At 57.4% G+C, this 24,854-nt stretch carries 20 protein-coding genes; 13 read left to right on the plus strand and 7 right to left on the minus strand.

Going from position 1 to position 24,854, the window contains the following annotated elements; translation table 11 throughout:
• The first annotated feature begins 213 nt into the window (after positions 1-213).
• From EJA71_RS11155 to EJA71_RS11195, 9 genes are all read left to right on the plus strand, one after another.
• Positions 214-1,734 (plus strand): aldehyde dehydrogenase family protein, encoded by a 1,521-nt coding sequence (locus EJA71_RS11155; protein WP_008083670.1) that lies wholly within the window; start codon positions 214-216, stop codon positions 1,732-1,734.
• Positions 1,735-2,039: 305 nt separating this feature from the next.
• On the plus strand, positions 2,040-3,410 hold the full coding sequence (gene eat / locus EJA71_RS11160) for an ethanolamine permease (protein WP_158956786.1): 1,371 nt from the start codon (positions 2,040-2,042) through the stop codon (positions 3,408-3,410).
• Positions 3,411-3,574: 164 nt separating this feature from the next.
• Complete coding sequence (locus tag EJA71_RS11165; protein WP_158956788.1) at positions 3,575-4,969, plus strand: ethanolamine ammonia-lyase subunit EutB; 1,395 nt, start codon at positions 3,575-3,577, stop codon at positions 4,967-4,969.
• Positions 4,966-5,799, plus strand: a complete 834-nt coding sequence (eutC, locus tag EJA71_RS11170; RefSeq protein WP_371925669.1) for an ethanolamine ammonia-lyase subunit EutC — start codon at positions 4,966-4,968, stop codon at positions 5,797-5,799. Before EJA71_RS11165 ends, eutC begins: the two co-directional genes overlap by 4 nt.
• 115 nt (positions 5,800-5,914) lie before the next feature.
• On the plus strand, positions 5,915-6,376 hold the full coding sequence (locus EJA71_RS11175; RefSeq protein WP_003228592.1) for an N-acetyltransferase: 462 nt from the start codon (positions 5,915-5,917) through the stop codon (positions 6,374-6,376).
• Positions 6,377-6,608: 232 nt separating this feature from the next.
• Positions 6,609-7,259, plus strand: a complete 651-nt coding sequence (locus EJA71_RS11180) for a DedA family protein (protein ID WP_158956792.1) — start codon at positions 6,609-6,611, stop codon at positions 7,257-7,259.
• A gap of 3 nt (positions 7,260-7,262) precedes the next feature.
• Positions 7,263-8,075, plus strand: coding sequence for a zinc-dependent peptidase (locus EJA71_RS11185; protein ID WP_158956794.1), 813 nt, complete (start codon positions 7,263-7,265; stop codon positions 8,073-8,075).
• Between the two features lie 112 nt (positions 8,076-8,187).
• Positions 8,188-8,715 carry an inorganic diphosphatase gene (gene ppa / locus EJA71_RS11190; RefSeq protein ID WP_003205933.1) on the plus strand — a complete coding sequence of 176 codons (528 nt, stop codon included), beginning with the start codon at positions 8,188-8,190 and terminating at the stop codon, positions 8,713-8,715.
• A gap of 223 nt (positions 8,716-8,938) precedes the next feature.
• Entirely contained in the window at positions 8,939-9,682 is a 744-nt protein-coding gene (locus EJA71_RS11195; RefSeq protein ID WP_158956796.1) for a S24 family peptidase, read from the plus strand.
• Between the two features lie 472 nt (positions 9,683-10,154).
• Here the strand turns inward: EJA71_RS11195 and EJA71_RS11200 are convergent, their stop codons facing one another.
• From EJA71_RS11200 to EJA71_RS11215, 4 genes are read right to left on the minus strand one after another with little or no spacing between them, the layout of a single operon-like run.
• Positions 10,155-13,274, minus strand: coding sequence for a type I restriction endonuclease subunit R (locus EJA71_RS11200; protein WP_158956798.1), 3,120 nt, complete (start codon positions 13,272-13,274; stop codon positions 10,155-10,157).
• Positions 13,271-14,323, minus strand: coding sequence for a YhcG family protein (locus tag EJA71_RS11205; protein ID WP_158956800.1), 1,053 nt, complete (start codon positions 14,321-14,323; stop codon positions 13,271-13,273). The genes EJA71_RS11200 and EJA71_RS11205 overlap by 4 nt, the downstream gene beginning before the upstream one ends.
• Positions 14,320-15,615, minus strand: a complete 1,296-nt coding sequence (locus EJA71_RS11210; protein WP_158956802.1) for a restriction endonuclease subunit S — start codon at positions 15,613-15,615, stop codon at positions 14,320-14,322. Before EJA71_RS11210 ends, EJA71_RS11205 begins: the two co-directional genes overlap by 4 nt.
• On the minus strand, positions 15,605-17,335 hold the full coding sequence (locus EJA71_RS11215; RefSeq protein WP_158956804.1) for a class I SAM-dependent DNA methyltransferase: 1,731 nt from the start codon (positions 17,333-17,335) through the stop codon (positions 15,605-15,607). The genes EJA71_RS11210 and EJA71_RS11215 overlap by 11 nt, the downstream gene beginning before the upstream one ends.
• 349 nt (positions 17,336-17,684) lie before the next feature.
• Between EJA71_RS11215 and EJA71_RS11220 the strand changes: the two genes are divergently transcribed.
• On the plus strand, positions 17,685-18,566 hold the full coding sequence (locus EJA71_RS11220; protein ID WP_158956806.1) for a DUF2971 domain-containing protein: 882 nt from the start codon (positions 17,685-17,687) through the stop codon (positions 18,564-18,566).
• Here EJA71_RS11220 and EJA71_RS11225 read toward each other — a convergent pair.
• Positions 18,553-19,182 (minus strand): recombinase family protein, encoded by a 630-nt coding sequence (locus EJA71_RS11225; RefSeq protein ID WP_158956808.1) that lies wholly within the window; start codon positions 19,180-19,182, stop codon positions 18,553-18,555. The genes EJA71_RS11220 and EJA71_RS11225 overlap by 14 nt on opposite strands.
• Positions 19,183-19,297: 115 nt before the next feature.
• A complete protein-coding gene (locus EJA71_RS27550; protein WP_150672660.1) occupies positions 19,298-19,516 on the minus strand; it encodes a hypothetical protein in 219 nt (72 codons plus the stop codon).
• 337 nt (positions 19,517-19,853) lie between these two features.
• Here EJA71_RS27550 and EJA71_RS11230 point away from each other — a divergent pair, with 337 nt between their 5' ends.
• From EJA71_RS11230 to EJA71_RS11240, 3 genes are all read left to right on the plus strand, one after another.
• The gene (locus tag EJA71_RS11230) at positions 19,854-21,359 is read left to right on the plus strand and encodes a DUF1254 domain-containing protein (RefSeq protein ID WP_256671653.1); all 1,506 of its coding nucleotides are present in this window, start codon (positions 19,854-19,856) and stop codon (positions 21,357-21,359) included.
• Between the two features lie 149 nt (positions 21,360-21,508).
• On the plus strand, positions 21,509-22,615 hold the full coding sequence (locus EJA71_RS11235) for a DUF1254 domain-containing protein (protein ID WP_158956810.1): 1,107 nt from the start codon (positions 21,509-21,511) through the stop codon (positions 22,613-22,615).
• A gap of 72 nt (positions 22,616-22,687) precedes the next feature.
• Complete coding sequence (locus EJA71_RS11240) at positions 22,688-23,461, plus strand: transporter (RefSeq protein WP_256671673.1); 774 nt, start codon at positions 22,688-22,690, stop codon at positions 23,459-23,461.
• Positions 23,462-23,544: 83 nt separating this feature from the next.
• Here EJA71_RS11240 and EJA71_RS11245 read toward each other — a convergent pair whose 3' ends face one another.
• Positions 23,545-24,558 carry a DUF1214 domain-containing protein gene (locus EJA71_RS11245; RefSeq protein ID WP_256671656.1) on the minus strand — a complete coding sequence of 338 codons (1,014 nt, stop codon included), beginning with the start codon at positions 24,556-24,558 and terminating at the stop codon, positions 23,545-23,547.
• Positions 24,559-24,854 lie beyond the last annotated feature (296 nt).

A 24,854-nucleotide genomic window follows, 5' to 3' on the forward strand; every position in this document is an offset into this window, starting at 1 on the left:
GACTGCCCGGTCACCACCTGTGCCAGAAGCGGTACAAACTGTCACTGCGCCTGTACCGATACCGTCACAGATACAACCCACTCGTCCGACACAAACCGCTCAAGCCCTTGATTTAACTGCCCTGCGCGGCAGTGGCCCGGCCTTTGCTCTACGCTTATAGCAAGCGCACTTGCGCGTTTCTCTAATAAGTACAAAGCCAAGGAGAACATCATCATGCGTTACGCTCACCCCGGTACTGAAGGCGCCAAAGTCTCGTTCAAGAGCAAGTACGGTAACTACATCGGCGGCGAGTTCGTCGCGCCTGTCAAAGGTCAGTACTTCACCAACACCTCGCCAGTGAATGGCCAACCGATTGCCGAATTCCCTCGCTCCACTGCCGAAGACATCGACAAGGCACTGGACGCCGCCCACGCCGCAGCCGATGCGTGGGGTTCCACCTCCGTGCAGGCGCGCTCGCTGATCCTGCTGAAAATCGCCGACCGCATCGAACAGAATCTCGAACTGCTGGCGATCACCGAAACCTGGGACAACGGCAAAGCCATCCGCGAAACCCTCAACGCCGACATCCCGCTGGCTGCCGACCATTTCCGCTACTTCGCTGGCTGCCTGCGCGCCCAGGAAGGCAGCGCGGCCGAAATCGACGGCAACACTGTGGCCTATCACATTCATGAACCGCTGGGCGTGGTCGGCCAGATCATCCCGTGGAACTTCCCGATTCTGATGGCCGCGTGGAAACTTGCGCCAGCCTTGGCAGCAGGTAACTGCGTCGTGCTGAAACCGGCCGAACAAACCCCGCTGGGCATCACCGTGTTGCTGGAACTGATCGGCGACCTGCTGCCACCGGGCGTGCTGAACATTGTTCAGGGTTATGGCAAAGAAGCCGGCGAAGCGCTGGCCACCAGCAAACGCATCGCCAAGATCGCTTTCACCGGCTCGACCCCGGTTGGCTCGCACATCATGAAATGCGCAGCCGAAAACATCATTCCGTCCACCGTGGAACTGGGCGGCAAGTCGCCGAACATCTTCTTCGAAGACATCATGCAGGCCGAGCCGACGTTCATCGAGAAAGCCGCTGAAGGTCTGGTGCTGGCGTTCTTCAACCAGGGCGAAGTCTGCACCTGCCCATCGCGTGCACTGGTACAAGAGTCGATCTACGACGAGTTCATGGCTGTCGTGATGAAGAAAGTCCTGCAAATCAAACGCGGCGATCCGCTGGACACCGACACCATGGTCGGCGCGCAGGCGTCCGAGCAGCAATTCGACAAGATTCTTTCGTACCTGGAAATCGCCAAGGGCGAAGGTGCCGAGCTGCTGACCGGCGGCAAGGTGGAAAAACTCGAGGGCAACCTGTCGACCGGCTATTACATCCAGCCGACCCTGCTCAAGGGCACCAACAAGATGCGCGTGTTCCAGGAAGAAATCTTCGGCCCGGTGGTGAGCATCACCACGTTCAAGGACGAAGCCGAGGCACTGGCGATTGCCAACGACACCGAGTTCGGCCTCGGTGCCGGCCTGTGGACTCGCGACATCAACCGCGCCTACCGCATGGGCCGTGCGATCAAGGCTGGTCGCGTGTGGACCAACTGCTACCACCTGTACCCGGCGCATGCTGCATTTGGCGGGTACAAGAAGTCTGGCGTTGGGCGTGAGACGCACAAGATGATGCTCGATCACTATCAGCAGACCAAAAACCTGCTGGTGAGCTACGACATCAACCCGTTGGGCTTCTTCTAAAACCCTTGGGCGACTCAGATATTTCTGTGTTGCCCTCCAGATAGCTATCGCTGGCAAGCCAGCTCCCACAGGGTTGTGGGTGAGCCCAGATTTTGAGCCCAACTCAAATCACTGTGGGAGCTGGCTTGCCAGCGATGGCGTCCTCAATGACACACCACTAATGGCCTGGCCGCTCTGGCACGGCCCTTGCGTACCCGTCATTCAGGATTTGCACTGAAACTGCCGCTGCGTGAACAGCAACCCATCCACCCAACCGCCATACCCGAAAGTCCAACAGATCGAACAATAAAAAACAGAGAGGACTTATGACTTCCACCACACAGCTCAAACCCACACTCGGCACCCTGCATCTTTGGGGCATTGCCGTCGGCCTGGTGATTTCTGGCGAATACTTCGGCTGGAGCTACGGCTGGGGCACCGCCGGCACCCTGGGTTTTCTGGTCACGGCGCTGATGGTCGCGACCATGTACACCTGCTTCATCTTCAGTTTCACCGAATTGACCACCGCCATCCCACACGCCGGCGGGCCATTTGCCTACAGCCGTCGGGCGTTCGGCGAGAAAGGCGGATTGATCGCCGGCATCGCCACGCTGATCGAATTCGTCTTTGCGCCACCGGCGATTGCCATGGCCATCGGTGCTTATCTGAATGTGCAATATCCCGAGCTTGATCCGAAGATCGCCGCCGTCGGCGCCTATTTCGTGTTCATGACCCTGAATATTCTCGGTGTCAGCATCGCGGCGACCTTCGAGCTGGTGGTCACCGTACTCGCCGTCGCCGAGTTGCTGGTGTTCATGGGCGTGGTCGCGCCGGGCTTCAGCTTCAGCAATTTCGTGCTCAATGGCTGGTCGGGTGCCAACGAATTCACCATGGCTTCGATTCCGGGAATCTTTGCCGCGATACCGTTCGCGATCTGGTTCTTCCTCGCCATCGAAGGCGCCGCCATGGCCGCCGAAGAGGCGAAAGACCCGAAACGCACGATCCCCAAGGCTTACGTCAGCGGCATTCTGACCTTGGTGTTCCTGGCCATCGGCGTGATGGTCATGGCCGGCGGCGTTGGCGACTGGCGTCAGCTGTCGAACATCAACGATCCGCTGCCGCAAGCGATGAAAGCCGTGGTCGGCAATAACTCGACGTGGATGCACATGCTGGTGTGGATCGGTCTGTTCGGGCTGGTGGCGAGTTTCCACGGGATCATTCTCGGCTACTCGCGACAGTTCTTCGCCCTCGCCCGCGCCGGTTATTTGCCGAAAGGCCTGGCCAAGCTCTCGCGCTTTCAGACCCCGCACCGGGCGATTCTGGCCGGTGGCGTGATCGGCATTGCGGCGATCTACAGCGATGGTCTGGTCAATCTGCAAGGCATGACCCTGACGGCGGCGATGATCACCATGTCGGTGTTTGGCGCGATCGTGATGTACATCATCAGCATGCTCAGCCTGTTCAAACTGCGCAAAACCGAACCGAATCTGGAACGCACCTTCCGGGCGCCGGGCTATCCGGTGGTGCCGGCGATTGCGCTGTTTCTGGCGGTGGTGTGCCTGGTGGCGATGGCGTGGTTCAACACGCTGATCGGTTGTGTGTTCCTCGGTTTCATGGCCGCCGGGTATCTGTATTTCCAGCTGACTGCCAAGCAACGCTCCGAAGCGCCGGCAGACGCTATGCTCGAAGGTATCTGACTGCCATATAAAAGTGCACAGCGCCCAGTCAGGCACTGTGCTGGAACCCTGTAGGAGCTGCCGCAGGCTGCGATCTTTTGATCTTGATCTTCTTAACAGCAAGATCAAAAGATCGCAGCCTTCGGCAGTTCCTATAGGGGGTTTATCGTTTACAGGAGGATATTGTGGCCGCATTCGCCCATTCCGTCGGCGCCCAGACCTATCGCTTCGACAGCCTGAAGGACGTCATGGCCAAGGCCAGCCCGGCGCGCTCCGGGGATTTCCTCGCCGGTGTCGCCGCGCTCAACGACGGCGAGCGCGTGGCCGCGCAAATGGCGCTGGCCGACATCCCGCTCACGCATTTCCTGCAGGAAGCGCTGATTCCCTACGAGTCCGATGAAGTCACTCGACTGATCATCGACACCCACGACAAACAAGCCTTTGCCTTGGTCAGCCACCTCACCGTCGGCGGCTTCCGTGACTGGCTGCTCAGTGACGCAGCTGACGAAACCAGCCTGCGCAACCTCGCACCCGGCCTGACCCCGGAAATGGTCGCCGCCGTGTCGAAGATCATGCGCGTGCAGGATCTGGTGCTGGTGGCGCAGAAGATTCGCGTGGTAACAAAGTTTCGCGGCACCCTTGGCCTGCGCGGGCGCCTGTCGACGCGCCTGCAACCGAATCACCCAACCGACGAACCATCCGGCATCGCCGCGAGCATTCTCGACGGTCTGCTCTACGGTAATGGCGACGCGATGATCGGCATCAACCCGGCCACCGACAGCATTGCCTCGATCTGCGCGATGCTGGAGATGCTCGATGCGATCATCCAGCGCTACGACATCCCGACCCAGGCCTGCGTGCTGACCCACGTCACCACGTCCATCGAGGCGATCAACCGAGGCGTGCCGCTCGACCTGGTGTTCCAGTCGATTGCTGGCACCGAAGCGGCCAACGCCAGTTTCGGCATCAACCTCAACGTATTGCAGGAAGGCTACGACGCCGGTTTGAGCCTGAATCGCGGCACCCTCGGACAAAACCTGATGTATTTCGAGACCGGTCAAGGCAGCGCACTGTCGGCCAACGCCCATCATGGCGTCGACCAACAGACCTGCGAGACGCGGGCCTACGCCGTGGCGCGACACTTCAAGCCGTTCCTGGTGAACACCGTCGTAGGATTTATCGGCCCGGAGTACCTGTACAACGGCAAGCAGATCATCCGCGCCGGCCTCGAAGACCACTTCTGCGGCAAGCTGCTCGGCGTGCCGATGGGCTGCGACATCTGCTACACCAACCACGCCGAAGCCGATCAGGACGACATGGACACCCTGCTGACGCTCTTGGGTGTCGCCGGGATCAACTTCATCATGGGCATCCCCGGCTCCGACGACATCATGCTCAACTACCAGACCACGTCGTTCCACGACGCGCTCTACGCGCGCCAGACCCTGGGCTTGAAACCCGCCCCGGAGTTCGAGCAGTGGCTGGCGAACATGGGCATCTTCACGCAAGCGGACGGCAAGGTTCGCTTCGGAAACAACCTGCCGCCGGCCTTCCGCCAGGCGTTGGCGCAACTGGGATGAGCCGTATGGAAAAACCGCCCGTGGACCCGCAAAACCCTTGGCTGGAACTACGCCGACTGACCCCGGCGCGCATCGCTCTCGGTCGCACCGGCACCAGCCTGCCGACGACCGCGCAACTGGATTTCCAGTTCGCCCACGCCCAGGCACGCGATGCTGTGCATCTGCCGTTCGATCACGCTGGCCTCAGTACGCAATTGATTGAGCGCGGGCGCGAGAGCCTGCTGTTGCACAGCGCCGCCGTGGATCGCAACAGCTATCTGCAACGCCCGGATCTGGGGCGCAAGCTCAGCGATGACTCAGCACAAAGCCTGCGTGACTATGCGGCGGCGCATCCGGGCGGCGTGGATCTGGCAATTGTCGTGGCTGATGGCCTGTCGGCGCTGGCGGTGCATCGCCATACGCTGCCGTTTCTTACCCGTCTGGAAGAACAAATGGCCGGCGATGACTGGTCAATTGCACCGGTCGTGCTGGTGGAACAGGGCCGCGTCGCGGTCGGTGATGAAATCGGCCAGTTGCTCGGCGCAAAAATGCTGGTGATGCTGATCGGCGAGCGGCCGGGCCTCAGCTCGCCGGACAGCCTCGGTTTATATTTCACCTACAATCCAAAAATCGGCCTGACCGACGCCTACCGCAATTGCATCTCCAACGTGCGGCTCGAAGGCTTGAGCTACGGCATGGCGGCGCATCGCTTGCTGTATCTGATGCGTGAAGCCTGTCGACGGCAGTTGTCGGGGGTCAACCTGAAGGACGAAGCACAGGTTCAGACGCTGGAATCGGATGCCGGTGTAGATATGAAGGGCAATTTCCTACTCGACCCGCCCACAACCTGAACCGTTTCCGCATTGCGTTTCTGCGCTGGTTTCAGGCAGGATCGATGCACGGCCGCCCGGGTTTCCCATCGCCGTCAGAGCAGTTGAAGACAGCCACTTGAAGACGAGACCTATCATGCGGATTATTCAAGCGACCCTCGAACATCTGGATTTGTTGACCCCGTTGTTCGTCAAATATCGCGAGTTCTACGGTTCCCTGCCTTACCCGGATTCCTCCCGCGCGTTTCTCGAAAAACGCCTGCGCCGCAAGGAATCGGTGATCTATCTGGCCCTGGCCGATGATGACGACAAGAAACTGATGGGCTTCTGTCAGCTCTACCCAAGCTTTTCCTCGCTGTCGCTCAAGCGCGTGTGGATCCTCAATGACATCTATGTCGCCGAAGACGCCCGCCGCCAATTGGTCGCCGACAACCTGATCCGCACCGCGAAAAAAATGGCCAAGGAAACCCAAGCCGTGCGCATGCGCGTTTCCACCAGCAGCAATAACGAAGTCGCGCAGAAAACCTACGAATCCATCGGGTTCAAGGAAGACACCGAGTTCAAGAACTATGTACTGCCGATCAGCGACGAGCTCTGATCGCGCCTACAACCTGTGATGAGGGAGCCCGCTCCCTCAGAAACGCAAATCACATCCCTGACAATTGTTCACACCTCGACATCCCTCGCTACAAAACCAACGCGCTTTTCGTCCTTCAGACCGTATAATCCCGATCTTTCCGGCTTGTAAGAAAAACTACACCCCGCTGTAGGCTTACTCCCGATTTACCCGCACAGACCCGCTGAGTCGGGCCGCCACCACAGGTGCCCCCATGGATTTCAACCCGCTCGACCTTATCCTGCATCTCGACGTTTACCTCGATTTGCTGGTGAACAACTATGGGCCATGGATCTACGCCATCCTGTTTTTGGTGATCTTCTGTGAAACCGGTCTGGTCGTGATGCCGTTCCTGCCGGGCGATTCGCTGTTGTTCATTGCCGGCGCCGTGGCGGCTGGCGGGGGCATGGACCCCGTGTTGCTAGGCGGTTTGCTGATGCTGGCAGCGATCATGGGGGACAGTACCAACTACGTGATCGGACGAACGGCGGGGGAAAAGCTGTTCAGCAATCCCAATTCGAAAATCTTCCGTCGCGACTACCTGCAAAAAACCCACGATTTCTATGACAAGCACGGCGGCAAGACCGTGACCCTGGCGCGCTTCCTGCCAATCATTCGTACCTTTGCGCCGTTCGTCGCCGGTGTGGCGCGGATGCCTTACCCACGCTTTTTCGGCTTCAGCGTGCTCGGCACCATCCTCTGGGTGGGCGGTCTGGTGACGCTGGGTTACTTCTTCGGCAACGTGCCATTCATCAAGAAAAACCTGTCGCTGCTGGTAGTCGCAATCATCCTGCTGTCGCTGATACCGATGATTCTCGGCGTGGTTCGCAGCCGTTTCGGCGGCAGCAAAGTCGAATCGCACTAAGCAATGTGGTCGCTGAGCGCCTGGCGTCGCCGGCGCATCCTGGCGAAACACCCGATTGCCGACGACATGTGGCAACGGGTGCGCCATCACCTGAGCTTTCTCGACGGCATCACTGCCGAGCAAGACCAGTGGCTACGCGAAGCCTGCGTGCTGTTCCTCGAAGAAAAACACCTGACCGCCCTGCCCGGCGTCGAGCTGCATCAGGAGCAACGCTTGTTGCTCGCAGCCCAGGCGCAATTGCCGCTGCTCAATCTCGGCGATCTGAACTGGTATCAGGGTTTTCACGAAATCGTTCTCTATCCCGACGACTTCCTCAGCCCCCAGCGCCATCGCGACGCCAGCGGCATTGAGCACGAATGGGACGGCGAACACAGCGGCGAAGCGTGGCAACAGGGTCCGATCATTCTCGCTTGGCCCGGCGTCATGGCCAGTGGTGGCTGGGAAGGTTACAACCTGGTGATCCACGAACTGGCGCATAAACTCGACATGCTCAACGGCGACGCCAACGGCCTGCCACCGCTGCACGCCGATATGCGTGTCAGCGACTGGGCTGAAGTCATGCAGGCCGCTTATGACGATCTCGATGGCCAGCTCGAGCGCAACCCCGATGCCGAAACGGCCATCGATCCTTACGCCGCCGAAAACCCTGCGGAGTTCTTTGCGGTCACCAGCGAGTACTTCTTCAGCGCCCCGGATCTGCTGCACGAGGCTTATCCACAGGTCTATGCGCAGTTGCAGCTTTTTTACCGCCAGGATCCGTTGGGCAGGTTGCGGCAACTTCAGGCCACAGACCCGGTCTATCAGGCGCACGAGTAAGCGCTGCACGACTTCTGGTACGTGGCGTCGGCGTAGGAATATGCCTATAATCGCCGCCACTTTTTGGTCAATCCGGCCAAGTGTTTTTTGTCAACTACGGGGGCAACGCCCAATGAGCTACAGCAAGATTCCGGCTGGCAAAGACCTGCCGAACGACATCTACGTCGCGATCGAGATCCCGGCCAACCACGCGCCGATCAAATACGAAATCGACAAAGACAGCGATTGCCTGTTCGTTGACCGTTTCATGGCCACCCCAATGTTCTACCCGGCCAACTACGGTTACATTCCGAACACCCTGGCTGACGACGGTGATCCCCTCGACGTGCTGGTTGTGACCCCTTACCCGGTTGCGCCAGGCTCGGTGATCCGCGCCCGCCCAGTCGGCATCCTGAACATGACCGACGACGGCGGCGGCGATGCCAAAGTCATCGCAGTGCCGCACGACAAGCTGTCCCAGCTCTATGTCGATGTGAAGGAATACACTGACCTGCCTCCTCTGCTGATCCAGCAGATCGAGCACTTCTTCGCGAACTACAAAGATCTCGAAAAAGGCAAATGGGTCAAGATCGAAGGCTGGGCCGGTGCTGACGCCGCCCGCGAAGCGATCACCAAGTCGGTTGCTGCCTACAAAGGCTAAGCGTCTGCGACCCGCGTGATGCTTGACGAAAACCCCGGTTGATCCGGGGTTTTTTGTGCGTGGGAAATGCCCTCTTAAACAGAGTGTTTATGGAGGACTACAGAAAAGTTTTAACCTGTGTAATTTCCCACAGGAGCGTCTTACATCCCGTCGCAAAATACAGGCGCTTTTTGAACGCTCGGTTTATTCAAACCGCTCTAGCTCGGCCGTAGACTCCGTGTTTATGAGAAAGAACACTAGCGGTCCACGATTCAAGGCACTCCTGGAAGCAGCGAACATCACCACCACGGGATTCGCCAAGTTCTGGGGCACGGAAGCCCAAAATGTCCACAACTGGTACACCCGAGGTGTGCCGGCCTATCGTCTGGAAGAAGTCGCGCGCCTGCTGTCGGTCAACAGCGACTGGCTGAAAACCGGCGAGGGCACCAAAGAATCGCCGCGCCTGCAGAACGCCAGCAACGGCGACACCTTCGACGCCCAAGCCATTCGCGGTGTCTACACCGTCATCGACCCCAACGACATCGACCTGGTGTTCTTCAAGGAAACCCCGCTTAGCAACGGCTCCGGCAAAACCCATGTCATCCAGGACCCGGATCAATCCATCCGCCTGCTCCGCGCCCAGCTCGATCAACTGGAAGTCAGACACTCAGATGCTATCTGCGCGCAAATGATCGGCAACAGCATGGCCGAGCGCATCGAAGACGGTTCCATTGTCGCCATCGACCGCGGCCTGACTCAGGTCGTCGACGGCGAAATCTACGCCATCGAACACGACGGCATGCTGCGCATCAAATACCTGCACCGCATGCCCGGCAACGGCCTGCGCATGCGCAGCCACAACAGCGCTGAATACCCGGACGAAGTTTTCCGCCCGGCGCAGATCGAAGAGCAAAGGATTCACATATTGGGCTGGGTGTTCTGGTGGTCGACCCTGAGCAAACGCCGGCCGGTGGTGCCATTTCTCTGATCTGACGGCTAGCACCTCCTCCTGTAGGAGTGAGCCTGCTCGCGATGAGGCCCTGAAAAACAGTACAAATCCCCAATTTCTACTGCAGCAGTCGCTCTAAACCGCACTTCAGACTGGGAATTCACGGCAAAACTCAGTATCCTGCGCCCCACATTTGCGCATCGACCCGCCCCGCGGCTCAGAGAGCGCCCGACGCGGCAGACCAACGTCTGACCAAGTCCCACAGCCGGACGCAGATCCGGATGTACGTTTTGAAGGCTGGCGCGGTTTACCAAAAATAAACCAAGCCAGTCCCCGAGAAGCCGGCCACAAGCCGGCTTTTTAATGCCTGAAAGCCACGTAGAATGCGGGCCGGATACAAAACACCATCTTTGACCCACACTTTGACCCACACTCAAACGCTTGGTTAGCCGCTGCTCCCTCGACTCGATTTCTGTGACACCAACGATCTGTGTCGTCTCATGGCTCACGCCTATAGCCACGCCTCACAGAGCGTCTCCGCCTGATTGAGTATCAACTGGGCCGCTTCCTCGGCTTGATCCGGCGGGTACTTGTACTTGCGCAGAATTCGCCGTACCAGAATGCGCAGTTTGGCCCTCACGCTTTCACGGCTGCTCCAGTCAACGCTGACATTAGCCCGTAGGCTAGCGGTCAGTTCGTGGGCAATTTTGGCGAGGATCTCGTCACCCAATTCACGCACCGAAGCTTCGTTATTAGCTAGAGCATCGTAAAATGCTAGCTCGTCATCGTTGAGCCCTAGCGCATCACCACGCTGGCTGGCGGCCGCGAACTTCTTGGCCATTTCGATCAGTTCTTCGATGACCTGAGCGGTTTCAATCGAGCGGTTTTGGTAGCGTTTGATCACATTGGCTAGTAGCTCGGAGAACTTCTTCTCCTGGGCCAGGTTGGTGCTGTAACGGCTCTTGATTTCGCCTTCGAGCAAACGCTCCAACAGCTCTACCGCCAGGTTCTTCTCGGGAAGATTGCGCACCTCGGCGAGAAACGCGTCGTCGAGCAGGCCGATATTGGGCTTGTCCAGGCCCACCGCCTCGAAAATGTCCACCACGTCGCCAGAGACCACGGCATTGCCGATGATCTGGCGAATGGCCAATTCGCGCTCTTCGTCGGTCTTTTTCTGTTGGCTGACTTCACGCTTGATCAAGATCACCTTGATCGCCTGGAAGAACGCCACTTCCTCGCGGACGGCTTTGGCTTCATCCAAGGTGCAGCACAGCGTGAAGGCCTTGCTCATGGCCAGTGCAGTATCGGCATAGCGCTTCTTACCGTCTTCCAAGCCCAACACATGGTTGGCGGCCCCGGCGAGCAGCTTGTGCCCGCCGGTGAGAAAATCGCTGCAGTCGAAGCCATGCATCAGGCTGCGCAAAACGTCGAGCTTCTCCTCCAGTACCGAATAGGCTTCATGGGCATCCACGGTCGGCCGTCCCTTGCCCTTGCTGCCGGTGTACTCCTTGAGCGCGGCTTTCAGCTCATTGGCGATACCGATGTAGTCCACCACCAGACCGCCCTGCTTGTCCTTGAACACGCGGTTGACCCGCGCGATGGCCTGCATCAGGTTGTGGCCTTTCATGGGTTTGTCCACGTACAGGGTGTGAACGCACGGCGCATCGAAACCGGTTAGCCACATGTCACGGACGATCACCAGCTTGAGTGGATCAAGCGGGTCCTTGAAGCGTTTTTCCAGGCGTTTTTTGAGCTGCCCTGAATAGATGTGCGGTCGCAGCAAGGCCTTGTCCGACGCGCTGCCGGTCATGATGACTTTGATCGCACCTTTCTCCGGATCTTCGTCGTGCCACTCTGGACGCAAAGCGACGATCTCGTTGTATAGGTGCACACAGATCTCGCGACTCATGCCCACCACCATGGCCTTGCCGGGCATCTGCCCCATGCTCACAAGCCCCTGATTACGCTCCTCAAAGTGTGTGACCAGGTCGGCCGCCACGCTTTGAATCCGAGGCTCGGCCCCGACCACCTTTTCCAGGGCGGCCCAACGGCTTTTCAGCCGCGACTGCTGGTCGTCTTCTTCATCTTCGGCCAGCTCATCGACCTGATCGTCAATCGCGGGCAGTTCGCTGTCTTTCAAGGACAACTTGGCCAGCCGCGATTCGTAATAAATGGCGACGGTCGCACCGTCTTCGGTGGCCTGCTGCATGTCGTAGACGTGAATGTATTCACCAAACACCGAACGGGTGTCACGGTCTTCGCTGGACACCGGGGTGCCGGTAAAAGCCACGAAGGTGGCGTTCGGCATTGCATCGCGCAGGTGCTGGGCATAGCCCACCTGGTAACGGGTCTGGCTCTCGGCAGTCTGCCCCTCTGACGTCTTCAGCTCGGCGCCAAAGCCATACTGGGTGCGGTGGGCTTCGTCAGCGATGACCACGATATTCGAGCGGTCGGACAGCACTGGAAAGGTGTCTTCATCCACTCCAGGCATGAACTTCTGGATCGTGGCGAACACAATGCCGCCACTGGGTCGGTTGGCCAGCTTGGTGCGCAAGTCACCGCGTGACTCCACTTGGACTGGCTGTTCGCGCAGTAGATCCTGGGACAGCGAGAACACCCCGAACAACTGGCCATCCAGGTCGTTGCGATCGGTGATCACCACGATGGTTGGGTTCTCCATTGCCGCTTCCTGCATCACCCGGGCGGCGAAACAGGTCATGGTGATGCTCTTGCCCGAGCCCTGAGTGTGCCAGACCACCCCGCCTTTATGGGTGCCGCCGGGACGCGAGGCACTGACCACCTGCTGAATGGCGGCGCGCACGGCGTGGAATTGGTGATAGCCGGCAATCTTCTTGACCAGCCGGCCGTCATCCTCGAACAACACGAAGTAGCGCAGGTAATCGAGCAGCATATTCGGCGCCAGGGCACCGCGTACCAGCGTCTCCAGCTCGTTGAATTGACCCAGCGGGTCAAGATCTTTGCCGTCGATGGTGCGCCAGTTCATGAAGCGTTCGGCATCGGCCGACAAGGAGCCCATGCGCGCCTCGCTGCCGTCGGCGATCACCAGGATTTCGTTGTATTGGAACAGGTCCGGGATCTGTTCCTTGTAGGTTTGGATCTGGTCGAAGGCTTTGCCCAGGTCAGCCTTCACATCCGCCGGATTTTTCAGCTCCAGCAACACCAACGGCAAGCCGTTGACGAACAGGAGGATATCCGGACGCCGGGTATGTTTCGGCCCCTGGATGCTGAACTGATTGATGGCCAGCCAATCGTTGGCTTTCACCTCAAGCCAGTCGATCAGGCGCACGAAGTCGCCGCGAGTTTCGCCGTCTTTTTGGTACTGCACCGGTACGCCGCCGACCAACAGGCGATGGAACAGGCGGTTGGCCGACAGCTGTACCGGCAGGCCCAGCTCGAGCACCTGCTTGAGCGCATCTTCGCGCGCGGCCAGTGGCACCTTGGGATTGAGCTTGGCCATGGCGCTGCGCAGCCGCTCGACCAAGACCACCTGACGGTAGTTGACACGCTCAGGGCTCTCGCCGTCATAGGCGATGGTCGGGCCGTACACATGGGTGTATCCCACCTCTGCCAGCCAGCCGAGGGTTTCCTGTTCCAATTGGTCTTCGGTCATTCCACTTCACTTCCTGTGTTCAGTTCACCGGCCAGCTCCGCCTCGATCTCGGCAATGCTCGGCAGATTTCGGCCCAAAGTGTCGGGCAAATCGCGCAGCAATTGGTATTCGGCGACGCCGATGGGTTTGTCGATACCCGACAACGCGTACTCGGCCACCAGCCGGTTCTGCTGTTTGCACAGCAGCAGACCGATGGTGGGTTTGTCGTCCTCGGCCTTGATCTGTGCATCCACCGCCGCCAGGTAGAAATTCAACTGGCCGGCGTGTTCGGGTTTAAAGGCTGTCGCCTTGAGCTCCACGACCACATAGCACTTGAGTCGGGTGTGATAAAACAGCAGGTCGATGAAGAACTCATCACCACCGACTTCAAGGCGAAACTGCCGGCCGAGGAAGGCAAAACCGGCTCCTAACTCCAGTAAGAAACGGGTGATATGACGGATCAGCCCTTCTTCGATTTCGCGTTCCTGAGCGTCGTGGCCCAGGCCAAGAAAATCGAACAGGTACGGATCTTTGAGGGTTTCCTGGGCCAAGGCCGAATCCGCGGCGGGCAGGCGGCTGACAAAGTTGGTGACTGCTGAGCCTTGGCGTTGCTGCAGACGGCTCTTGATGTTCAGTTCCAACGTGCTGCGTGACCAGCCCTGCAGCACGGTTTGTTGCGCATACCACGCGCGCTCGGCAGGACTGTCCAGCTTGGTCAGCAGGGTCACCACATGGAACCAGGGCAATTGGTCAGCAGGCTGCTGACCAAATTGGCGATCCGGGCAATGCTGAGCGAAGAAGCGCATGTACTTGAGGTTGCTGGCTGACCAACCCTTCATCTCCGGAAAAGCATCCTTGAGGTCGCGGGCCAGGCGCTCGATGACCTTGGCACCCCAGCCATGGGCCTCCTGGCGCTGTTGAATCTCGCTACCGAGGCGGTGATACAGCTGCACCAACTCGGCATTGACGGCCAGCGCCGCCCGCTGCCGGGCCTGAGTGATGTCGCCTTTAAGCTGAGTCAGCCAGTCGGCGTAGCCCTCAGGCAGTGCGGGAATCGTTCCCTTGCTCATGCACAAATTTCCTCGACCATCACCTCGGCTTCCGGCAGACGCAGCTGGCCGGAGATCAGGCGCGGTAGTAGGGTATCGCGGAGTTGAGTGAGGGTTTGGGCTTGCTCAGTGTTATGTCTAAGGCTCGCGTAAAGCGGCTTCAGCAACTCACCAAATGCCAAAGCAATCTCTCTTGAAGGCATCAGGAAATTAATTCGCCACATATTCGACTGACTTAATTTGGCCTGAACAGCTCCAGTGATGAACGGAGTGATATTTGTTTGCTTGAGCGAAAGCATCAAATGTTCAGTGCTGACACCATTTTTTCCTTGAAGCACGTGAGCATGGTTGTTTACCCATAACCGCCCCCAGACATATTGGGTAATGGGGTATCCCAAAGGGTCAGCTACTGAGCCGTCCTCACCGCTTAACAGATAGATACCGTCAAAAAGGTAACCGTCAACCCAGTCCATCAACGCTGCAGCACCGTAATAGGGATAGTTCCCCTTCCGTTTGGCACGTTCTTGCCCGGCCAAAGGAACTCTCTGAGAGTCAAAAATTGAGGTAACTTCTTTTAAGCTTACATAGCTCCACCCTTTCGGTACCAAACCCAGCTCGCACTCTTCGAAACTCTCGGGAAACAGTGCTGCGGTGGCGGCATCCAGGCCTTCCGGCTCAAACCCTTCAGCCTTGGCGCGCACCGGGTCGAAATCGACGAACCAGGACTTAAACAAGGCCTGGCCGATGGATTCCAGGGTGACGTTGGTTTCGCGCAGTAGGGTGATGCGGTCGTCTAGGGAGCCAATCAGCTGAATGATTCGTTCACGTTCATGCTGCGGGGCAATGGGAACTGGAAGCGCCCGTAAGTCTTTCAGGTTGATGGTTGTCTGAACGGTTGTATTTGCTCGGCTAATTAGCAAATGTTGGGACAAGGGTGATCTAAGACAAATGGCCAGCCAATTTGGGTCGACCTCTTGTGGGTGGATGACTGCCACAGCTCTAGCTACGTTGAAGCCTTTGAGAGTTTCGGGTACGACAGCTACTTGTCCCACGCTACCAACCAGAGTGAGAAGAACTTCACCACCTTGTAGTCGAGTACGGCCGTACTTACTTTCAATTTCAGGCTCAATTCGCATGAGCTCCGTTAGCTCGATACGGCCATCTTTGAAATTGTTCACACGAACAATCGGAATACCATGACCAACGTGCGAGCCTGGCTGCACTACACCGTAGGTTACGGAATTTTTATGAGCCAATTGTTCAAGAGGAACATAGCTCCAGCCCTGAGGAAGAACTGGAAGGTCAAAACTCATAGCCCAGCCCCCCCAGCTTTTGGCGGATCAACTGATCGAGCTCTGCGCCCTTGGCCTGCTGTTCACCCAACAGGGCGGTGAGGTTCTGCATCTTGTCGGCAAAGGCTTCGTCGTCGTCTTCCACCGCCTCGGTCCCCACATAGCGGCCCGGGGTCAGCACATGGCCGTGCTCGGCGATTTCGGCCAGGCTCACGCTGCGGCAGAAGCCTGGGATATCGATGTATTCAGCGATTTCACCACCCACATCAAGCGGCACCCCACGCCAGTTGGCCACGGTCTGCGCAATGCGTTCGATGTCGCTGTCGAGCAGTTCGATCTGCACCCGACTGACGTTGCTCCCGAGCTTGCGTGCATCGATAAACAGTACTTCGCCGGGGCGAGCGACTTTCTGCTTGGCCAAAAACCACAGGCAGGCCGGGATCTGCGTGTTGAAGAACAGTTGACCGGGTAGCGCGACCATCACCTCCACCACATCGGCTTCAACCATGGCGCGACGGATGTCACCTTCGCTGTTCTGGCTGGAACTCATCGAACCATTGGCCAGGACGATGCCGGCCCGTCCGTTGGACTTGAGATGGAACAGCATGTGTTGCAACCAGGCGTAGTTGGCATTGCCTTGTGGCGGCGTGCCATAGACCCAACGCGGGTCGCCTTCGAGGCTACCGTGCCACCAGTCGCTGATGTTGAACGGCGGGTTGGCAAGGACAAAGTCGGCACGCAGGTCGCTGTGCTGATTGCGGATAAAGGAGTCGGCCGGCTCCCGGCCGAGGTTGAAGTCTATGCCACGAATCGCCAGGTTCATCGCCGCCAGGCGCCAGGTAGTCGGGTTGGATTCCTGGCCGTAAATCGAGACGTCACCGAGCTTGCCACCGTGGGCTTCGATGAATTTTTCCGATTGCACGAACATGCCTCCCGAACCGCAGCAAGGGTCGTAGACCTTGCCGTGGTGAGGGTTGAGCACCGCCACCAGGGTTTTGACGATGCTGGCCGGGGTGTAGAACTGTCCGCCGCGCTTGCCTTCGGCGCTGGCGAATTGGCCAAGGAAGTACTCGTAGACCTGGCCGAGAAGATCACGGGCTTTATTGGCATCGCTGCTAAAGCCGATGATGGAGATCAGATCGACCAGCTCGCCGAGCTTGCCATCGGACAGCTGGGCACGGGCATAGCGTTTGTCGAGGATGTTTTTTAGCTGGGGGTTTTCCGCCTCGATCATCGCCAAGGCTTCATCGATACGCTTGCCGATATCGACTTGCTTGGCATTGGCACGGATGGATTCCCAACGCGCCACATCCGGTACCCAGAACACATTCACTTCTTTGTAGTAGTCGCGCTCCTCCAGCTCGCTGGCCAGCAGGTCGGCGTCGTCACTGCCCAGGTAATAATCGTCACCGGCCTCGGCAAACCGGCGCTCCAGTTCGGCGCGACGCCCGGCAAAGCTGTCGGAGATGTACTTGAGGAAGATCAGCCCGAGCACAAGGTGCTTGTACTCGGCAGCGTCCATGTTGGCGCGCAGCTTATCGGCGGTGGCCCACAGGGTCTTTTCCAAGTCCTGCAAGGTGCTGCTGGTGGCACTCACCGCGGCTTTGCGCCCCGGTTTTTTCTTCAGCGGCTCGGATTCTGGCTCGGCAGCGTTTTCGCTTGGCGCCAAACGTGCCCGGGCCTGATCAAGTGCCTGCTCGGCGAGACTGCTGGTGGCCAGTTCGCTCTTTTGATCCGTCATGCACTGCTCCTACCCCACGCCGATGATTAGCGCGGTAAAAAAATGAAAACCCAACCACCGAGGGCCGGGGCGAAGATGGGCAGCATAATAACGGGTCGATGGCTTTTCGTCTGACTTCCTCGGTGCCGGGTAGCCGTTGGCCATCTCTGGTTTCTATATGTGACAATGTCCTTTATCACACGTAGTTACGCCAAACAAATGTTACTATGACAGCCCTCTCCTAAGGGGAAGGTTGGCAGTTCGAACCTGCCCTGGGACACCATATAATTCAGTAGTTACAGCAGTTTTGAGTCATCGCTTTTTTTCCATGGGTGCACCACGGGTGCAAATGCATCATCGGATAGAGCATATGGACGAAAAACAAAAGCTGTATCACTACACCAGTCAGTTCGGTTTTCTGGGGATTCTCCAAGCCGGAGGAGTCTGGGCCTCCCATACCAGCTTTTTGAACGACTCAAGCGAATGCAGCCACGCTTTTGAGACCGCAAAGCAAATGGTTGGGGCGATCCTAGACTATGACGACTACCTCGATGTTTTCGCTTTCACCCTCAGCAGTACCCTTCAGTACGCTGACACCCCCAGTCTTTTCATAACCTCCTTCAGCGAAAAAGCGGATTTGCTCAGTCAGTGGCGTGGCTACTGTCCAGGAGGATCTGGTATGTGTGTGGGCTTTGACGCTGAGAGCATCAAGGCTTACTGCGGGGAGAATGGCTATCGGTTTGAGCGATGCATTTATGAGCGAGATTCGCTCTCCGAGGAGATTAGAAAGCTGATTGATGATTGCTGGGATATGTTCCCGCATCCACCTTTAGGTCGAGCTGAGTTTGCCAGGCTCTCACCTAATCAATCCGTCAATTTTGCGCACGAATACAGGATGTCTGTAACCGTTGGCGAGCACAAAGCTCAAGCTGAAGGGGCAGTTAATTGGTTCTGTGAGGAACTGGCTCAGCTAGCACCGTTGTATAAAAATGACGGTTTTCATGAAGAGGCCGAATGGAGGATTGTGGTTAAACATCCTCACACGCCCCTGAAGTATCGCGCGGGGCTCTCGTGCTTAATTCCGTATGTAGAGCTCAATATTTTGCAGAGCAAGACCACTCTTCAAGAAATTGTCGTGGGCCCTAACCCTGATCAGTCACGCTGCCTGAAGTCCGCCGAAATGGCGCTTGAAACGTTTGGCTACCAGAACATCGATCTTCGCTGGTCGTTTATCCCATTCAACAACTGGTAGGAGGGCTTTGTTGATCCCGAATTCTTAGCACTGTGGTGGTTGAGCAGTTTGCATGACGCGCAGTCGCTCGGATGCCCAATCCCGCGGTTAGCAACTCGGTCACGCGCTTGTGTAGATCGGTGTCCATCGGCCGCCCCTGATATTTACCCGCCGCCTTCGCCTTCTCGATGCCCTGAGCCTGACGCTCGCGGCGCTGCTCGTAATCCTTGCGTGCGATCGCGGCCATCATTTCCACCAGCATGGAGTTGATCGCGCCCAGCATCCGACCGGTGAACTCGTCACCCTTGGTGTCCTGCATTCCTTGATGGCTGGTCGGCAGGTCGAGCGCAACGATGCGCAAGCCTTTGGAGTCGATCGCAGCCTTGAGCTTCTGCCAATCCTCTACAGGAAGACGTGAGAGGCGGTCTATTGACTCCACCAGCAGCACGTCGCCCTTGCGGGCGTCCTTCAGCAGGCGCAGCAACTCGGGCCGGTCTGCGGAGGCGCCGCTGGCATTCTCCAGGTAAACGCTCGCGATGACCTTGTTATGGTGGCAGGCGAACTGTTCAAGCGAGGCCTGGGCGCGGCTGGCGTCTTGCTCTTCGGTTGATGCTCGGAGATATGCGCGGATGAACATAATGTGCCTCACGTATCAGTTAGGGTGTTCTACTAATAATGTTGCACTATGGGTGTAACTTATCAAGCAGAAAGGGCAAATAAATTTGAAAATGCCCGTATCAGCTAAGGCATACCTATAACTGCCGTAGTCGCATGATGGCGTCTGAGATGTCTTGAGCATTCCGGTCCAGCGTTTCCATGGCCGCAATTGCGTTAGTGGCAACGCACCCAACTCCATTCTCAGAAAGCCACTTGGTCACTTCCTCAATGGCCGCACATATGGCGTGCTGGTTGTGCAGGAGCAGTGTGAGTGCGTCTGCTGTGGCTATGTTGGCTTCAGAGTTATCTGACACGGGTATCGTCCTTGAGTAGCTGGTGCGGGAAGACTAGCTGAGCTAGCCGCGGGCGCGAGCGCTGACGCCTAGGCAATTACACTGACTTGACCACCCATTTGCATTCGACCTAACCAGCCATCTGCGCCGGATTTGACCCACTCCCTTAGCGAACATGACCGGCAGTGAACGACCCTTAGCAGACGTTCCAATCGACCTTCCTTGTCATATGGCACTCAGCATCTAGACTCCTGAACACATAAATGGGGAGCACGGATGCTGAATGCCAGCCTCAATAGATGGCCTTGCAGCAGTCCGACGCTTCGTTTGAGAGCGCTTTCATGCAAGGACATCGAAGATGACTCACGCGTTAAAAAAGCTTTCAGTGGCAATGACGTTGACCGCCTCGACGCTTGTCGTCGCGCTGTGCTTCACGCCGATGGTCAGTGCGGAGGAACAGGCGCCTTCTTCTCCGCTGCTCAAACAGCTCAACAATGGTAACTGGCTCGATCCGAAGGAGGCCGAATCCCTGCGTGACGAGTTGTACTACCAGCGCGCAATTCACGCCTACATGACCATGCTGCCGGCGCTCAATGTCATCGGCTTGCGTGACGGATCGGAGAAAGCGTTCGGAAGTGGCTACAACGTGCTGCCAATCTGGAAGCAGCGTATGGATTCACGTGCCATGGTGCCGACGCCCAATGCTGACGTGATCTATTCCATGAGCTACCTGGATCTGAAGAAAGCCGGGCCGCTGGTGGTCAAGGCGCCACCTAACGTCATCGGCATGTTTACCGACTTCTTCCAGCGAACGCTTACCGATGTCGGTGCTGTCGGGCCAGACCGCGCGCGGGGTGGCCTGTATCTGATTTTGCCTCCGGACTACACCGGGCCGGTACCGGCCAGCTATTTCGTTGTCAAGTCGCGCACCTATAACGTGTTTCTGTTCTTCCGCACCGTCATGGCCAAGGGCGAAGGCAAGCCTGACCCGGTGCCGGCAGTCAAATCTGCGGAGACTACCCGTGTCTATCCACTGTGGGCGACGGAGAAGGACGCCAAGCCCATGGAGTTCCCTGACGCCAGTGGCAAGGCGTTGAATATGATGTATCCGACGGACAATGAGTATTGGACCAAGTTGAAGGCGTTTGTCGACTACGAGCCGGTAGAGGCAATTGACCCTGAGTTGCGCGGGGTGCTGGCGTCCATCGGTATCATCAAGGGCGAGCCGTTCAAACCCACCGAGCAGCAGCAGGCCCTGCTGAAGAAGGCGGTCGAGATGGCGCCTCGAATGATCCTCGCTAACCGCCAGTTGGGACGCGAGGACAAGCGTAATCTCTACTATACGGATCGCCAGTACGAGAACACCTGGGCGGGTGGCACGGCGGAGTGGATGCAAGACAGTTACCTGGACGTGAGTCAGCGCGCCAACTTCTTCCAGTTCGCCTATTCATCGGCACCGGCAATGGTGATGCATACCACTGGCGCCGGTTCGAAGTATCCGTTCACCGCTCGCGACAAGGACGGGAAATACCTCGAAGGTGGCGGCACCTACAAGCTGCGTCTGCCGCCGAATGCACCGGCAGCCTTGTTCTGGGCTGTTACGGCCTACAACATCACCGACGGCACCATGCCGCAGACCAAGCAACTGATGCCCTCCACCAACGGTTATTACGACATTCCCAAGCAGACGGACGGTTCCATCGAAATCTGGTTCGGGCCGGACAAACCTGCTGATGTCGCGGACTCCGCGTTCATCCAGACCATCCCCGGTCGCAATTTCCTGGTTGCCTTGCGCCTCTATGGCGCGGAAGACGCGTTCTATGACCAAACCTGGAAGCCTGACGATGTCGTCAAGGTGAAGTAACGGACTAAAAAATCAGGCCAATCGATGGTGGCAGCGGCGTGCCAGAGAACCGCATTTGCCGAATGGCATTAGACCTCCCATCTACCGGCGGCACCGCACTGCTGAATCACTGACAAGCTTTACTTTAATCTATGCAAGGAGCGTTCTCGATGAATTTACTGGCCCCAACTGCTGTTCTGTTGAGTCTATTGGCAACGAGTATTCATGCTGCACAGGCCGAGGATAAAACACCCCTGCTTACCTTGGATGCGGCCCGAAAACTTGAGTCGACGCTGGTCAACGAAAAGAACGTTGCTGTTACCCGTGAAAACTTTGCTTTCGCTGTACTGGATGAGTCCATGCAAAATGAGGTGAAGCTCGGCGCGACCAACAAGTTCTATAACCACCGCAAACCCATGGAACTCGACAAGCAGCCAGCCGTGCTGATGAATCGCGATACGCTGTATTCCTTCGCCATCATCGATGCGTCTCACGGCGCCACCATCCATGTGCCCAAGGGCGATGGGCGTTACACCTCGGTGCACGTCATGCAGCATGACCATGTCACCGACAACGTCTATTACGGCGGGGGTGAATACACCATCGACCCGAAAACCGTCACTGATTTCGTCGTAGTCAATATCCGCACTCAGGTGAACCCGAATGATCCAGCAGACGTGGCAAAGGCCAATGCCATTCAGGATGAGTACAAGGTCAGCTTTCCGGCTGGGTACACGCCAAAAGCCTTCAAGGCCATTGACTGGAATCAGGACCAACTGAAGCAGGTGAAAGCGCACTACGTGAAAGTCGCCGACACCCGTGGAGTGAGTAAAACCATGGGGGCTCGCGGAACGATCCCACAGGATGACATCAACGTCGGCGTGGCAGTGGCGACCGGGCTGTTGCCCGACCAGCATGCCTGGTATTCCTTCAAGTCCTACAAGGTCAAGAAGGACACCTGCTACACCGCGAACTACCCAGTGCCTGGCATGGCCAACCCGCAGTTGGGCTTTTATTCCATGACGATTTACGGTGACGATCTATACCTGCACACCGAAGAGGGTTCCAGCCTTTCGAACCACGAGATCGTGCCCAATAAGGATGGCAAGACCTTCACCCTGCACTTTGGCAGTCCCCAAAGCTGTGGCAAGGATGCAGCGAACTTGCTCATCGCGCCTACAGACAACTGGACGCTGGCTTTCCGGGTTTACATGCCGGACAAATCCGTTCAGAACAATGAGTACAAATTGCCCGAGCCAAAGCCTGTCACCCATTGACGATCATTTCAGAGGTGACCAGATATGGATGCTAAAAAGCCGTTTTTAAGTGCTGGAGCGACGCTGGTCGCCATGCTGGGGTTCATGCCAGGGGCTCAGGCTGAGGATTCCGCAGAGCTGGCCAAGAAAGCCCTGAACCCGGTGGCGGCCATGTACAGCCTGCCGGTGCAGTACAACTGGGATCAGAAAATGGGCCCGACCGGTGAGGGCATGCACAGTGTCACCAATATTCAACCCGTGCTGCCGTTTACCCTTAACGATGACTGGAACCTGATTTCCCGCACCATACTTCCAGTCATCGACCAGCACGGCCTGGCGCCGAATGGCGCGGCGGACAAATCCGGCGTTGGCGATATCACGCAGAGTTTTTTCTTCTCTCCCAAGCAACCCACGGAAAGTGGCTGGATACTCGGGGTCGGCCCGGCGATATTGATTCCCACGGGCAGTGATGAATTGCTCGGCAGCGAGCAATGGGGGATAGGCCCGACAGCGGTTGCCCTTAAACAGGAAAATGGCTGGACTCACGGCATCCTGGCCAATCACATCTGGGGCTTGGACGGCAGCCCGCCGGATGACAAGGACAAGGTCAACCAGACCTTCCTGCAACCCTTCCTGTCCTATACCACCAGCACGTTGACCACGTGGGGCGTGAACACTGAATCAACTTACAACTGGCAATCACGCGAATGGTCGGTGCCGGTCAACCTGACCGTTACGCAACTACTGAAAATCGGCGGCCAGCCACTGACGGTGCAGGCGGGACCACGTTACTGGCTCGACAGCCCTGACGATGGTCCACAAGGTTGGGGTTTTCGTTTCGCCATCACCATGCTATTCCCACGCTGAAAAACACTTTGGCCGGCGCGTGTCCCGCCCGCTGGCCAAAGCTTGTTTAAGGGTTTGCAAATCTCAGCCCTGAATCGAACCGCCTAATTGACAGCAGTTGGTTCCGGTATGGTGTATTTGCCGCTGATAACACCTTCGCCAGGGCGATAGATGCGCATGCCGAGGTACCAGTTATCGCCCGGTGTAGGCAGCCAATTCGCGACCTCCCCACATTTTTCTTTCGGGCCGTAGTGCACAGTAAAGGTACCGTCTTCATTGAAGTGTATGGCGCGATTGTTCAGGTTGGAGTTTTCGCTTTTCAGGTATTTATCGGCCCCATACATCGTGAAGGAAAAGAACCCACCCTCCAGAAACTCGGGCTTGGCATAGGTCGCCTTGTAGCATTTATCGCCACTCAAGCCGTAATCACGATAGAGGTACACGGCATCTTTCGCCGGCAATAGCCCGAGTGCAACTGACGCACTGAGCCGAAGCATTTCAGGCTTGATGACCCCACGAGCGCCCGAGGTGTCGTTGAAATTCGTCAGCTTCGCGGCCTCTTTTTGATATTCGGCACGCAGTTTCATGCGGCTGGCTTCATCCCAGTCGACGATTTTGTATTCCTTGGGCACCGTGCCTTTTGGCCAATTGACCTTGATGCCGTCCTGAAGCTTTTTGACGTTTTGGGTGTCGGTGGGATCGTTCGGATTGATCTGCGTACGCATGACCACCGCCGCAAACTCGGTGTTCGATTTGATCTCGAAAGTCCCCGGTGCGTAAAAAACCTGATCGGTGAAGTCGTCGTTCTGCATGATCATGGCCGACTGGTAACGATTGTCGGCTGATTTCGGTAAGGTGATGGTCGTGCCCTTGGGCACGTAATACACACCAAATGAATACACCGTGTCACGGTTCATGGTGACCGCAGGTTGCTTTGCCAGAGGCATGAGCGCTCTGTCGTGGCGAAAGGCGTTTGAGCCCACATCTTTCACGATATTTTTATAGGATTCGTCCACTTCGGCGCGGGCATAGTTGTCCGGTGTCACCTGCATCCCGGCGTTTGCAGTGGTCGCCCCCAATAGAGTTGTACAGAGCAGAATTTTTCTCATGCCGATCATAGGTTCCATTCCTTTATTTCCCATCGACTGCAATTAAAAAGTAGTTGCGAACCGGGCGATGTGTGTCGACCAGATAATCGAGATTGTGTGAAGGAAAGTGCGATTAACCTCCAGCCCGAAGCGTAGTCGACAAACGTGATAAGGCGGGGCATGCCGAAAGCTAAACGGGTAGTTTTGAAACGAACCACCCTATCGACCAGAACTCATTCTTGCCATGTAACACCTGCCATCTAGACTCCTACGCGTTGGTCGGGAGCACGGATGCTGGGTGTCCGCTACACAAGACTTTCACACCA

This window comes from Pseudomonas sp. PB106, assembly GCF_009764645.1.
In the GTDB taxonomy this organism is placed as follows: Bacteria; Pseudomonadota; Gammaproteobacteria; order Pseudomonadales; family Pseudomonadaceae; genus Aquipseudomonas.